Source organism: Rhodospirillales bacterium, assembly GCA_018666775.1.
Lineage (GTDB): Bacteria > Pseudomonadota > Alphaproteobacteria > SMXQ01 > SMXQ01 > JABIXC01.
Genome location: JABIXC010000010.1, coordinates 42,405 through 56,103 on the forward strand (window position 1 = coordinate 42,405; position 13,699 = coordinate 56,103).

13 protein-coding genes and 1 other RNA gene are annotated in these 13,699 nt (G+C 54.7%); 6 read left to right on the forward strand and 8 right to left on the reverse strand.

Going from position 1 to position 13,699, the window contains the following annotated elements:
- Positions 1-5: 5 nt before the first annotated feature.
- The 5 genes from HOJ08_05340 to HOJ08_05360 all read right to left on the reverse strand — a co-directional run bounded on the left by HOJ08_05340 (position 6) and on the right by HOJ08_05360 (position 5,527).
- Positions 6-1,064, reverse strand: coding sequence for an ABC transporter permease (locus HOJ08_05340; GenBank protein ID MBT5672857.1), 1,059 nt, complete (start codon positions 1,062-1,064; stop codon positions 6-8).
- A 1-nt stretch (position 1,065) separates the two neighbouring features.
- Complete coding sequence (locus tag HOJ08_05345) at positions 1,066-2,169, reverse strand: microcin C ABC transporter permease YejB (protein MBT5672858.1); 1,104 nt, start codon at positions 2,167-2,169, stop codon at positions 1,066-1,068.
- Positions 2,166-4,100, reverse strand: a complete 1,935-nt coding sequence (locus HOJ08_05350; GenBank protein MBT5672859.1) for an ABC transporter substrate-binding protein — start codon at positions 4,098-4,100, stop codon at positions 2,166-2,168. Before HOJ08_05350 ends, HOJ08_05345 begins: the two co-directional genes overlap by 4 nt.
- A gap of 85 nt (positions 4,101-4,185) precedes the next feature.
- The gene (hisN, locus tag HOJ08_05355; GenBank protein MBT5672860.1) at positions 4,186-4,956 is read right to left on the reverse strand and encodes a histidinol-phosphatase; all 771 of its coding nucleotides are present in this window, start codon (positions 4,954-4,956) and stop codon (positions 4,186-4,188) included.
- Between the two features lie 28 nt (positions 4,957-4,984).
- Positions 4,985-5,527, reverse strand: coding sequence for a cytochrome c family protein (locus HOJ08_05360; protein ID MBT5672861.1), 543 nt, complete (start codon positions 5,525-5,527; stop codon positions 4,985-4,987).
- A gap of 153 nt (positions 5,528-5,680) precedes the next feature.
- Between HOJ08_05360 and HOJ08_05365 the strand changes: the two genes are divergently transcribed.
- Both HOJ08_05365 and HOJ08_05370 read left to right on the forward strand, forming a co-directional pair.
- Positions 5,681-6,439 carry a 3-deoxy-manno-octulosonate cytidylyltransferase gene (locus HOJ08_05365; protein MBT5672862.1) on the forward strand — a complete coding sequence of 253 codons (759 nt, stop codon included), beginning with the start codon at positions 5,681-5,683 and terminating at the stop codon, positions 6,437-6,439.
- Positions 6,439-7,284, forward strand: a complete 846-nt coding sequence (locus HOJ08_05370; protein MBT5672863.1) for a prephenate dehydratase — start codon at positions 6,439-6,441, stop codon at positions 7,282-7,284. Before HOJ08_05365 ends, HOJ08_05370 begins: the two co-directional genes overlap by 1 nt.
- Positions 7,285-7,308: 24 nt before the next feature.
- Here the strand turns inward: HOJ08_05370 and HOJ08_05375 are convergent, their stop codons facing one another.
- The 3 genes from HOJ08_05375 to egtD are packed head-to-tail and all read right to left on the reverse strand — an operon-like array spanning position 7,309 to position 9,847.
- Complete coding sequence (locus HOJ08_05375) at positions 7,309-7,881, reverse strand: manganese efflux pump (GenBank protein MBT5672864.1); 573 nt, start codon at positions 7,879-7,881, stop codon at positions 7,309-7,311.
- The gene (gene nudC, locus HOJ08_05380) at positions 7,878-8,837 is read right to left on the reverse strand and encodes an NAD(+) diphosphatase (protein ID MBT5672865.1); all 960 of its coding nucleotides are present in this window, start codon (positions 8,835-8,837) and stop codon (positions 7,878-7,880) included. The genes HOJ08_05375 and nudC overlap by 4 nt, the downstream gene beginning before the upstream one ends.
- Entirely contained in the window at positions 8,834-9,847 is a 1,014-nt protein-coding gene (egtD, locus tag HOJ08_05385) for an L-histidine N(alpha)-methyltransferase (protein ID MBT5672866.1), read from the reverse strand. The genes nudC and egtD overlap by 4 nt, the downstream gene beginning before the upstream one ends.
- Positions 9,848-10,021: 174 nt before the next feature.
- Between egtD and HOJ08_05390 the strand changes: the two genes are divergently transcribed.
- The 4 genes from HOJ08_05390 to HOJ08_05405 all read left to right on the forward strand — a co-directional run bounded on the left by HOJ08_05390 (position 10,022) and on the right by HOJ08_05405 (position 13,693).
- Positions 10,022-11,314, forward strand: a complete 1,293-nt coding sequence (locus tag HOJ08_05390) for an MFS transporter (protein ID MBT5672867.1) — start codon at positions 10,022-10,024, stop codon at positions 11,312-11,314.
- Between the two features lie 57 nt (positions 11,315-11,371).
- Positions 11,372-11,462: signal recognition particle sRNA small type (ffs, locus tag HOJ08_05395), an RNA gene on the forward strand.
- Between the two features lie 54 nt (positions 11,463-11,516).
- Complete coding sequence (locus tag HOJ08_05400; protein MBT5672868.1) at positions 11,517-13,373, forward strand: DNA polymerase III subunit gamma/tau; 1,857 nt, start codon at positions 11,517-11,519, stop codon at positions 13,371-13,373.
- Positions 13,370-13,693 (forward strand): YbaB/EbfC family nucleoid-associated protein, encoded by a 324-nt coding sequence (locus tag HOJ08_05405; protein MBT5672869.1) that lies wholly within the window; start codon positions 13,370-13,372, stop codon positions 13,691-13,693. The genes HOJ08_05400 and HOJ08_05405 overlap by 4 nt, the downstream gene beginning before the upstream one ends.
- Positions 13,694-13,699 lie beyond the last annotated feature (6 nt).

Sequence of the window (13,699 nt, forward strand, 5' to 3'; positions counted from 1 at the left end):
GGCGCTTATCCCAACGTCTTGCGTGGATCAAAGGCATCACGCACCGCTTCGCCAACAAAAATCAACAGGCTGAGCATCATGGCCAGGACAAAAAATCCGGAAAGCCCGATCCACGGTGCCTGAAGGTTGGCTTTGCCCTGGGCCAGAACTTCGCCAAGGGATGCCGATCCCGGCGGCATGCCAAGGCCCAGAAAATCCAGTGATGTGAGCGCAGTAATCGCGCTGTTCAAAATAAAGGGCAGAAAGGTCAGGGTCGCCACCATGGCATTGGGCAACACGTGGCGATAGATGATGACGCTGTCTGTGACCCCCAATGCCCGGGCGGCGCGCACGTAATCGAGCTGGCGGCCGCGCAGGAATTCCGCGCGCACAACAGACACCAGCGCCATCCATTGGAACAACAATAAAATCCCCAAAAGCCACCAAAACCCGGGCGTGACGAAGGACGCCATGATGATCAGGACATACAGGGTAGGCACCCCGGACCAGACCTCCATGAAGCGTTGGGCCGCAAGATCAATCCAGCCGCCGAAATAGCCCTGCACCGCCCCGGCCATGATGCCGATGATGGTAGAAATGACGGTTAGGGTCAGGCCGAACAAGACCGATATGCGAAACCCGTAAATCAGCCGCGACAACAGATCGCGCCCTTGATCATCGGTGCCAACCCAGTGACTGGCCGATGGTGGTGCCGGTGCGGGCACGGTCAGGCGATAATCAATGGTGTTGTGGTGCCAGGGAATGGGCGGATGGATCATCCAGCCTTTTTTGGCGATATGGTCAACAAGCCATGGATCGTTGTAATCTGCTTCGGTTGGAAACGCGCCCCCAAAGGTCGTTTCCGGATAGGCCTTGAAAATGGGTGTGTAATAGGCCCCGTCATATTTCACCAAGATGGGTTTGTCATTGGCAATGAATTCGGCAAACAGGCCCAGCACAAAAAGTGCCAGAAAAATGATCAGCGAAATATAGCCCCGGCGGTTGGCCTTGAAGTTATCAATGCGCCGGCGTGTCAGCGGCGTGATGGGGGTGCCGAAAAAACGATCAGGGGTGGGGGTGCTCATATCATGGCGCCCTGTCAAAGCTGATGCGCGGATCAACCAGAACATAGACGATATCGCGGATCAGGTTGATGATCAGGCCCAGCAGGCTGAAGAAAAACAGGGTTGCAAAGACCACCGGGTAATCGCGGTTGATGACCGCTTCAAATCCCAAAAGTCCCATGCCATCAAGGGAGAAAATAACCTCGATCAACAATGCGCCGGTAAACAGAATGGCGATCAGGGCATCAGGAAAGCCTGCGATCACAATCAGCATGGCATTGCGAAACACATGGCCATACAGCACGCGCTTTTCGCTCAATCCCTTGGCCCTGGCCGTGGTCACGTATTGTTTGTGGATTTCTTCCATGAAGCTGTTTTTGGTCAACATGGTCAGGGTGGCAAATCCACCGATCACCAGTGCGGTCAGCGGCAGCGCCAAATGCCAGAAATAATCAACGATGCGCGCGGGCCAGCTCATCGCTTCCCAATTGTTTGATACCAGCCCGCGTAAGGGGAACAGGTCGAAATAACTCCCCCCTGCAAACAGCACAATCAGCAAAATGGCAAACAGGAATCCAGGCACGGCATACAGCACGACAATGGCCGATGATGTCCAGAAATCAAACGGTGATCCATCGTGGTTGGCTTTGGCGATCCCCATGGGGATGGAGATCAAATAGATAATCAGGGTGGACCACAGACCAAGCGAGATGGAGACGGGCATTTTTTCGAGCACCAAATCCACAACCTTTCGGTCGCGATAGAAACTGGAACCAAAATCAAAGGTTGCGTAATTTTTCATCATTTGGAAAAAACGTTCATGGGCTGGCTTGTCAAAGCCATACAGTTTTTCCAGATCTTTGATAAAGGCCGGATCCAGGCCCCTTGCCCCGCGATAGGCACTGTCTTTGCTACTGCCTTGTTGGGATGGGGATTTATTGGTGCCTACTTCGCGCTGGGTGTTGCTGATCCGTGCTGTGGCTTCAACCTTGGTCCCGGTTAGTTCCCCCACCAGCCGTTCCACAGGCCCGCCCGGTGCAAACTGCACGATGACAAAGTTCAGCACCATAATGCCAAACAAGGTGGGCAGGATCAGGCCCAGACGGCGGATGATATAGGCGATCATGGCTGTTTCTTTCGGCGTTTTCGGGACCGAAGCCACCATACGAACGCGATGGCAAAAATGCCACCGATGAACCACGGCCACGGCTTAGGTTTATCGGCATCTTTTGGGCTTTTTTCTATTTTGGCTTCTTCCAAAACGGCCGTTTTCCGGGCTTTTAAGGCAGCTTCTTTGTCCCGGTCCAGCCACCAGCTGTCCAGCTGATAGCCCATTTTCGGGGTTATTTTGGGGCGGCCAAATTTGTCCCAAAAGGCCAGACGGTCGCCCCGGATATGCCATTGGGGAATGACGTAATGGCCGGCCAATAAAATCCGGTCCAGCGCCCTGCTTGCGGCCACCAGGGCTTTGCGGTCCGGGGCCAGAATAATTTTTTCGATGATGGCATCGGCGGCCTTGTCGCGGATGCCCGCATAGTTAAAGCCGCCGGTCACATCAGCGTTTTTGCTAGCCCAGTAATCGCGTTGTTCATTGCCCGGCGAAAGCGATTGCCCCCAGACATTGATGATCATGTCGAAATCAAATTTCTTGATGCGGTTGATGTATTGCGATGTATCTACGGTGCGAATATTGGCTTCAATGCCGAGGCGTTTTAGATTTCCGACAAAGGGCAAGACGATGCGTTCAAAGCTGGGATTGATGAGCAGAATTTCAAAGGTCATGGGTTTGCCGGATGTTCCATTGACCAGTTTGCCATCCCGGATGATCCAGCCGGCCTTTTTTAAAAGTGCGATGGCAGACAAAAGATTGCGGCGCAGGCCCCCATGGGTGCTGCCGGTATCGGGTGGGGCATAGACTTTTGTAAAAATGCTGTCTGGGATGGTGCCTCGAAAGGGTTTTAACAGCGCCAGTTCTTGTGCATCGGGCAATTTGGTTGCGGCCAATTCAGAATTTGAAAAATAGCTGTTGGTGCGGGTGTAGGCACCGAAAAATAACACCCGGTTGGTCCATTCAAAATCAAAGGCATTGGCGAGCGCCTTGCGCACCCGGACATCTTTAAAAATGTCGCGTCTGGTGTTGAATACAAATGCCTGCATGCCCGTAGACAGATTGTGGTTCAGAAATAATTTTTTGAGCAACCCTTGGCGCACGGCGGGCGAATCATAAGACGCCGCCCAGAATTTGGAGGTGTTTTCTTCACGGAAATCGTAATTGCCGCCTTTCAATGCCTCCAGCGCCACGGTGGAATCCCGGTAATAGTCAAAATGGATGCGATCAAAATTGTGTCGCCCGGTTTTTACCGCAAGGTCTTTCCCCCAGTAATTTTTGACCCGTTCATAGGTGATAGACCGCCCGGGGTCGACGTTGATAATGCGGTACGGGCCGCTGCCCAACGGGGGGGTCAGGGTGGTTTTTGAAAAATCGCGGCTCTGCCAATAATGGCGCGGCAAGATGGCGATCTGGCCCAGGATCAGGGGCAGTTCACGATTGCGGTTATTACGGAAGGTGAACTTGACGCGAAGGCGATCCAGCGCCTCGACCTTTGAAACACCGCCATAATAGATGCGATAGCGCGGATGGCCCTTTTTCATCAAGATATTAAAGGTAAAGACCACGTCTTTGGCCGTGACCGGCGTGCCATCATTAAAGCGCGCTTGTTTGCGCAGTTTGAAGGTGACCGAACCCCGATCCGGGGCCAAGGATACGGTTTCCGCCAACAGCCCATATCCGGTAAACGGTTCATCGGAGGCAAAGCTCAGCAACGTGTCATAGGGCAGGGCGGTCAATGCCCCGGGCACGCCTTTCAGGATAAAGGGGTTAAGGGTGTCAAAGGTTTGCAGGGCAGCCTGGCGCAGGGTGCCGCCTTTGGGGGCCGATGGATTGACGTAATCATAATGGCGGAAATTTGCCGGGTATTTGGGCTTCCCGTGCATGGCTATGGCGTGCGAGGCGGCATGGGATGCGGGTTCTGCGGCAATTGCCGGGAATGAGGCCATCAGACAGGGGGCAAAAAGGCTGACAAGGACAGCATATTTTGCCCATCCAGGCTTTCCCACGCCCCTATCTTGCATGAACAGTCCTTTAGTTATCGCGCAACAGTTCTAGCGCCTGAGCATGGATGTCTGGGTCCCCGGCGGCAACCACCCTTGGCCCCGACGCAATGGTCAACGGTGCACCTTCCCAATCGGTAATGATGCCACCGGCACCTTCAACGATGGGCACAAGGGCCGCAAAATCATAAGGCTTGAGATCAGCCTCGACAATCAGGTCCGTGTGGCCCGATGCCAACAATCCATAGGCATAACAATCGCCACCATAAAGGGGATGCTGGACATGATCGCAAACCCGGGCAAAAGCTTCGGCATCTTTGCCCACAAACATATGGGGGCTGGTGGCGTAAAGAATGGCGCGATCGATGCTTTTGCATTTGCGCACCCGGGCGGGTTTGCCATTAAAAGTGCTTTCCTTGCCCGCAACCCCGGCCCAGCGTTCAGACAATATCGGCTGGTTAATCAGCCCAAGGATGGGCACGCCATTTTGGGCCAGTGCGATCAAGGTGCCAAACAGGGGTTTCCCGGTGATAAAGGATTTGGTGCCATCAATGGGGTCCAGTACCCAGACGAATTCGGCATCAATGTTTACCGAGTCAAATTCTTCGCCCAAAATACCGTGATCGGGATAGGCATCTTCGATCAAGGCCCGGATGGCGATTTCGGCCTCGCGGTCGGCCTTGGTGACGGGGCTTAAATCGCCCTTGGTCTCAACCGAAAGCGCAGCGCTCCGAAAATAATGGCTGAGAACCACACCCGCCGCGTCGGCTGCCCGATCTGCCAGGTCGATGAAACCGTTCATGGTTTCAAGGGATATCGCTTCTGTCATCTTAGGGCAGGGTGACAGGCTGGTCCGAAAGGGAACTGAGATAGGCAATCAAGGCGGCGCGATCTTCAGGCTTTTTGATGCCCGCAAAGCCCATTTTGGTGCCCGGTGCGTAAGTTTTGGGTTTGGCAATAAAGCGGTTTAGCGCTTCAAAATCCCAATTCCCGCCTAATTTTTTCAGGGCCTTGGAATAGCTGAACTTTCCGCCCGCCTGTTTTGCACCGACAATGTTCCAAAGCATTGGCCCGACCTTGTTCTTGCCACCCTTTTTGAGGGAATGACAGGTGGTGCATTTTTTTGCCAGCTTTTTGCCGGCATCCATGCTGGCCTTGGCCAAAAGCGGCGCAATAGAGGCGAGCTGGGCCACAGGTTTGGCGGCTTTGGTGGCCGCTGGGGCAGCTGTTGGCGTTGCCGCCAGAACCGAATAGGCCGGTTTGGCCAATGGGTGCGACGGAGTCAGGCCATCGCCTGCCAAATCCACAACCTTGATGACCAAAAGTGTGACCAAAACGGCCCCGATGATTTTATTCCACTCAAATGCGGACATATGTTTGTTTCCCGATTACGTGTTGAGGCGCAAAGAGATTAGCGTTTCACCCCGATTCTGTCCAATCGGGAATGCGTATAGAATTACTGCCTGTATCAGGCCCGGTTTCGGGGTATATTTTAACACCACATATTAATAGCCACTTTGGTACAGATGCCCCCATCACCCTTGAAAACGCCCGCTAACCCCGTTGTTTTGATCCCGGCCCGGATGGCATCCACCCGTTTGCCGGATAAGCCCATGGCCGATATCAATGGTGAGCCCATGATCGTCCATGTCTGGCGGCGCGCGGTTGAGGCCGATATTGGTCCGGTTGTTGTGGCAGCGGGAGAGGCCGAAATCGTTGATGCCATTAAAGGCATGGGTGGAAAAGCCGTGTTGACCCGGCCCGATCATCCATCGGGGTCTGATCGCATCCATGAATGCCTGACCACCCTTGACCCCGATCGCAAATATGACGCCGTGGTCAATCTACAAGGTGACCTGCCGACCCTTGCCCCCGATTTGCCCGGCCGTGCGCTCGGGCTTTTGGATATCGGGGAAGTGGACATTGGTACTTTGGCTGCCGAAATCGGCGAGGCATCAGAAAATGATAATCCCAATGTGGTGAAGGTCGTGCCTATTCAGGAAACCGTTCAAAAAGACAGATGCCAAGCAAAAGGGTTTACCCGCAAACCCATGGCGGTGGGTGCCAGCCCGATCTGGCACCATATTGGATTGTATGCCTGGCGGCGTGATGCGCTGGAGCGTTTTGTGACCTTGCCCCCCAGCCCATTGGAGTTGCGCGATAAACTGGAACAGATGCGCGCCCTTGAAAATGGTATGCGCATTGATGTTGCCTTCGTTGACACGGTTCCCCTTGGTGTTGATACTTCCGCCGATCTTGATCGGGCTCGGAGCATGCTTGAATAATGGCTAACAAAAATTCCATCGCATTTCAGGGCCTGTCCGGGGCCTATTCTGATCTTGCCTGTCGTCAGGTCTATCCTGATATGACGCCCATGGCGTGCCCCACCTTCGAAGAAGCGTTCGCCGCCGTCGAAGAAGGGCGCGCAAATTTGGCCATGATTCCCATTGAAAATTCCGTGGCGGGCCGGGTGGCCGATATCCATCAATTGATGCCCCATGCAAAATTGCAGATCATCGGCGAACATTTCCAGCGGGTAAATCATCATCTGTTGGCCCCCAAAGGTGCCAGCATGGAAAGTCTGGTTCGCGTGCGCAGCCATGTGCATGCGCTGTCCCAGTGCCGGAAATACCTGCATGACCATTGCTTGCAGCCGGTGGTGCACGCCGATACGGCAGGGGCTGCCGCCGAAGTTGCAGAACGTGGCGACATTGCGGAAGCAGCGATTGCGTCAGAATTGGCAGCCGATATTTATGGATTGGAATCGTTGGCCGCCAACATTGAAGACGCCGATCATAATACCACCCGTTTTGTTGTTCTGGCCGCCGATGCCAAAGACCCCGGCCCCGACAATGGTTTGGTGATGACCGCGTTCCTGTTCAGGGTCCGCAACATTCCGGCGGCGCTGTATAAATCCATGGGCGGGTTTGCCACCAACAATGTCAACATGACCAAACTTGAAAGCTACATGGCGGCAGGCACCTTTGCCTCGACCGAATTCTATGCCGAAATAGAAGGCCACCCCGATGATCCATCGGTAAAGCTGGCATTAGAAGAACTCGCCTTCTATTCAGAAAAAATCCACATCATGGGCGTTTTCCCTGCACACGATTTTCGCAAGGAAATCTAGATCAACAAGCTTCCGCAAGGAAATCTAGACAGCACCGCTTAGGTGATCGATCAGGATTTTGGTGCCAATGAGGATCAACACCAGACCGCCAATAATTTCTGCACGCTTGCCCAGCAGCGGCCCAACCCGGTGGCCGATGTAAACTCCGATCAGCGACATGGTAAATGATGTTGCCCCGATCATGGGCGCGGCCAGCAGGATGGATACCCCCAGCAGGGCCAAGGTCACGCCGACGACAGCGGAATCGATGCTGGTGCCAATGGCCGTCAAGACCATGATCATCGGTGTTTCGCGCTTTTTGGGGTGAGCGTCTTCTTCGTTTACGCCTTGAAAGCCTTCCCACAGCATTTTGCCACCAATGATCCCCAACAAGACAAAGGCGATCCAGTGGTCGATGTCTTTGATGGCATCGTGAAAGGCAGCACCTATCAGAAAGCCGATGCTGACCATGATGGCTTCGGCCCCGCCAAAATAAAGGGCGGTGCCAAAGCGGTCGCGAAGCCTTGGGTGATGGGTACTGGCACCTTTGGCAACGGCGGCGGCAAATGCATCAGAGCCAAGGCCAATGGCCAGGATAAAAAGGGCAATGGGGGTCAAACGGCGTGTCCATCAAGCCAGTCACGGATGAGACGTCTAGCAATGGAAACCGGGCGTGGCAGACGCCATGCGCCGCCCAGGCGTTCTGAATCGGCTTGATCGCGGACGGTCATAAATTCGGTCACCTGATCGCGGGTGAACCATTGGGCATCGGCCAGTTCATCTTCCTGAATGGTGATTTTCGTGCTGGTGGCATCGGCATAAAACCCAAGCATCAGATTGGATGGAAAGGGCCATGGCTGGGAATGGGCATAGCGGATATTGGTAATGGCAATGCCTGCTTCTTCCATGACTTCGCGGGCGACGGCTTCTTCCAGCGTTTCACCGGGTTCGACAAATCCGGCCAAGGTGGAATACATGAAGTTCTTGTTGCCGGGCCTACGCCCCAAAAGACAGCGATCCCCGTCAATCACCAGCATAATAACGGCGGCATCGGTGCGTGGGAAATGGGGGGTCGCGCAATCGGCGTTGGTGCAGGTGCGCACGTGGCCCGCGTCATCTGCCACCGTGGGTGATCCACAAATGCCACAAAACCCATGGCGACGGTGCCAATACAAAAGGGCCCGGGAATAGACCATTAATTGGGCATCTGTTGGGTGCAGCAAGGAGCCAATATCGCGGACATTCATGAATTTTCCGCGCGCGCTTAATGCCGGGTGATCTTCGGGTTTTTCAAGATGGGAAATATCGATGGCAAAACAGGCCCCGTCCCCGTGCATGCCCAACAAGACATGAAGGGTGTCCTCGCCCGATACCCCACGGGCTTCATCGGGGGTTAAATAGATGGGCACCGGGGCATCGCCCGGCCCGATCAAATGGTGGTCGCGCCAGACCAGACTGATCCGGGTGGCGGGGTCCTTGATCCTGTCATTGACCCATGCAGTGTCTTTGCGCAAAAGCCCGGCCCGGTCGATGTCACCGCCGGAAAAGAAATTGGGCTCTTTGATAAACGTCATTGCGCACCTTTTTGAAATAGCATCAGAGAAAACCATTCCTTCGCATCGGACCAAACGGCGGTTTGGGTAAGACCAAGGGAAGCCAATTCATTGCCAGTATTAATGGGATCAAATTTCTTTGAAATTTCGGTGTGAATGGTCTCAGATTTTTTGAAATCAACCGTGAAATCCAGATTATTCAATTGGACCGTTTGATCGCGCAAACTTTCAAGATGCATTTCGATCTGGCGGGCATCCTCATTATAAAAGGCCCGGTGGGAAAAATGCGTGATGTCGAAATCGCCGCCAAACCGATGGTTCAGATGGGTCAAGATGTTCAGGTTGAACTGGGCGGTGAAGCCATCTGCATCATTATAGGCGGCCTCCAGGGTTTGGCTGTCCTTGTGCCGGTCTACGCCCAAAAGAAAATAATCCCCGGGCGCCATAGCATCCTTGATCCGGGCCAAAAATGCCAGACGCTCAGGGTCTCTGAAATTGCCAAGGGTGGAGCCAAGGAAAATAAACATGCGCGCCTTTGCAGGCGTTGCATGCAGGGCGTTCAGGGCCTGTTCGTAGGTGCCGGAAAAGCCCCGGATGGTCAGGGTATCAAAACCCGCAATCAGATCATGTGAACTTTCTGTCAAAGCCGTTTCGGACACATCGATGGGGGCAAAATGGATGGCATTGCCCACTCCGGCTGCTTTGGCATAAGCGGCCAGCAGAAAACGGGTTTTTGTGGCTGACCCACTGCCCAGTTCCACCAATTCGCAATCCCCCGTCTGGGCCGCAATGTCATCAGATGATGCGGCCAGAATGCTGCGTTCTGTCCTTGTTGGGTAATATTCAGGGGTGTCGCAAATGCGATCAAACAATTGAGACCCCAGGGCATCGTAAAAATATTTACAAGGCAGCGTTTTGGGCATTTGGCCGAGTGCATTGATAACGTCATCACCGTTATCGTCCCCTTTATCATTTTCCGATTGTCCAAGGCGGACAAGCTGAAAGCGCTCGGTGTCTTTAAGAAGTTCCATAAGGCCCTTGTATTGCGTTGTGTAATGTTTTGTTGGCTGAATTTTGCCAGATCATAGACGAGCCAGCATGCCTTGGCAAAAACCCAGATAGGGCCATTTAGTGCTTGCTTATGTAACGCTGCGCAGGGCACTACCATCGTTCGCGTTAATCTGAATAACAGGTTGTTTTATTTCATGAAGTCATCGGTTCTGATCTTCATCATCATGTGTGCGGCCCTGGCCATGAGCCAGTTCATGCGTGCGGCCCTGTCGGTGGTGGCCCCTGATATTATGGCCGATACGGGGCTTGCTCTTGATCAATACGGCACGCTCGCAGGCGCTTTCTTTTTTGGGATTGCCGCCGCACAAATTCCAACGGGCATCTTGCTGGACCGGTTTGGGGCGCGCGTTACCGTTGCCCTGATGCAGCTGCTTGCCGCTGCTGGCACCATCGCCTTCGTGTTGTTTGACGGGTTCTGGGCGATGTTTGCGGCCCGGTTTATCACCGGAATGGGCTTTGCCAGCGCATTGATGGGCGGGTTGGTGTTGGCGGCGCGTTGGGTGCCAAAGGATCGCTTTGCCCAGGTTGCGGGCACGTTGATCGCTGCATCTCAGGCTATCGGCTTGTTGTTGGCAGCCACCCCAATGGCTGCCCTTTCGGCGGTGGAGGGCTGGCGGGCGGCTTTTTTGTTGGCAGCCCTGGTGACCGTTCTGACGTCTATGGCGGTGTGGTCAATGGTCCGCGATGCACCGCCCGATCATCCATGGCATCAGCGCAAGCCCGATAGTGCCCGTGATATTTTTCAGGGATTTTTACAGGTCCTGGGCATCAAAGGCATGGGCTATGTCATGTTAATGGCCATGTCGGGCTATCCGATCATGATCACGCTGGTTGGGGTTTGGGGTGGGCCGTATCTTCATGATGTCCATGGGTTGGACGGATTGGCCCGGGGAAATGTTCTGTCCTTGTTGGTGATCGGCGGGGTGGTTGGGCTTTTGGCTTATGGGCCATTGGACCGATTGCTGGATACCCGTAAATACGTGGTTATCGGCGGCGGGCTTCTCAGTTCTGGCATTCTGGCGATTTTGGCGCTTTTGGAACAGCCGCCTTTGATGGTGGTTATGGGCCTATTCGCGCTGTACGGGCTGTCAGGGGCCTATTACATCACCAATATCGCCCTTGGCCGGGCATTGTATCCAGAACACCTGATTGGTCGCGGGGTGACGACGGTTAATCTTGGCACATTTACCGGTGTTGCCGTGGTGCAGTTGATAACCGGGGCCTTGATGGGGTTCTTTGGGTCAGATGCCGAGGTTGGTGCTGGCATTGGCAGCGGTGCCGGGTCTGCTCCAGAAATCGCCTATCGCTGCCTGTTTGGCTTTCTCAGCGCCTATTCCTTCACAATTGTCATGGTCTATACGCGGATGGTTGACGTCAAACCATCGGGGGAACGCGGGCCCCAGCCAGCGCCACCCGAAAAACCATAAAAATATAGCGAAACCCTTGCCAGCCTTTGGATCAAAAATGGTATAGTCCCGCCTGAGAGGCTGGCGGTGGACGGAAGTCCCGCCAATCCGGTCAGGTCCGAAAGGAAGCAGCCGTAACGGAATTTTTCGGGTCATTTGTCAGTCTCTCACCTAAGGCTGAAAATAACGGGAGGCGTTCCGGGCATTGGTCCCGGCAGCGGCCATGAGCGAGCAAAACGGCGAACAAGATACAGGTACAGATACGGGTGCGAATTCGGGGGTGGCCTATCAGGTTCTTGCCCGTAAATATCGTCCCCAGTCTTTTTCCGGACTGATCGGCCAGGAAGCCGTTGTCCGGACCCTGACCAATGCCATTGATGCGGACCGTCTGGCCCATGCCTGGCTTTTGACGGGGGTGCGCGGGGTTGGCAAAACCACCACGGCACGAATCATCGCGCGCGCGCTGAATTGTATTGGCGCAGACGGCAATGGCGGCCCGACACCGGAACCCTGTGGGGTTTGCGATAATTGCATCACCATTGCGGAAGGCCGCCATCCAGACGTTCTGGAAATGGATGCTGCCAGCCGCACCGGTGTTGATGACATGCGGACCCTGATTGAAGGGGTGCGCTATAGGCCAACAAGCGCGCGCTATAAAATCTACATCATTGATGAAGTGCATATGTTGTCGACCAGCGCCTTTAATGCGTTGCTGAAAACCCTGGAAGAACCGCCAGAACATGTAAAATTTGTTTTCGCAACGACCGAATCGCGCAAAATTCCGGTCACGGTATTGTCCCGGTGCCAGCGCTTTGATCTTCGCCGCGTCGATGAAGATGAACTGTCCAGCCATTTTGCAGGCATTGCCAAAGAAGAAGGGGTCGACCTTGATCCGGGTGCGGTGCGGCTGATTGCGCACGCAGCGGATGGGTCTGTTCGCGACGGCCTTTCCATTCTGGATCAGGCCATCGCATCACGCAGTGGGGATGGCAGCATTGGCGAAGATGCTGTCCGCGCCATGCTGGGCCTTGCCGATCGCACAGAAGTGTTTGAGCTGTTTGAATCCGTCATGAGCGGTGAAATCGGCGAGGCGCTGGACCGTCTTTCTGCGCAATATGCCGCAGGCGCTGATGGGGAAAGCATTATGGGCGATCTACTGGATCTCGCCCATTGGCTGACGCGGGTAAAAATCACCCCGGTTATTGCCGATGATCCTGTGGTGCCAGAGGTCGAACGGGTCATTGGGCGGCGTCTGGCCGAAGGTCTGTCCATGCCGGTTTTAACCCGGGCCTGGCAGATGTTGCTGAAAGGGTTGAGCGAAGTTCAGACAGCGCCCCAGCCCATGAAAGCATTGGAAATGGTTTTGGTACGCATCGCCTATGCCGCCAGCCTGCCAACGCCTGCAGAAATGGTCTCTCGCCTTGAAAAGGCCCCGCCAGTTTCGAGCGCCCCAGCGCCAGCGGCACCAACAACTCAGGCACCAACAACTCAGGCACCAACAACTCAGGCACCTGTCTCGGCTCCGGCTCCAGCGCCGGCTCCAGCAGAAACCGCACCAGCCACAACATCAAGCACAGCCTCAAGCGCGCCTCAAGCAGCCCTGCAACCTGTTCCCACGCCTGAAACGGTGCCCGCAACCGGGGGGACGCTTCCAAAAAATTATGAAGCCATGCTGGCGCTTTTGGATGATGCCCGCGAAGGGCGGTTGGCTGCAGAATTGCGTACCCAGGCCCATTTGGTCCGGTTTGAACCCCCTCGGTTTGAATTCCGGCCCGGGCCCAATGCGTCCAGCAATCTTTCCAACCGGTTGGGGCCGGTTTTAGACCGCCTCACCGGCGTGCATTGGGGTGTTAGCTTATCGCGTGAAGAAGGGGACCCAACCTTATCCGAACAGGCCGAATCCAGAGATGCCGCCCGCAAGCGTGAAGCCGCAGGCCACCCCTTGGTGAAGACCGCGCTGGAAACGTTCCCCGGATCAAAAATCACAGATGTGCGCGATACCCCGATCGTTGCCGATATGGCACTTGATCCGGAAAATGATCCAGAAAATGAAGATGACAATCAGGAGAATGATGAATGAAAAACCTGAGCCAAATGATGAAGCAGGCCCAGGCGATGCAGGACCGGATGAAGGAAATGCAAGATCGACTGGATAAGACCTTGGTGGATGGCAGTGCAGGCGGCGGGGCGGTTTCCGTTGTGTTGACCGGCAAAGGCAACCTGCAAAGTCTCAAAATCGATCCAGAAATCGTTGACCCCAATGAAGTGGGCATGTTGGAAGACCTGATCAGGGCCGCCTTTAATGATGCCAAACTTCGGGTCGAAGAAATGGCTGCGGAAGAAATGTCTGAAGTGACGGGCGGATTGCAATTGCCCCCCGGCATGAAGCTGCCTTTTTAGGGAGCC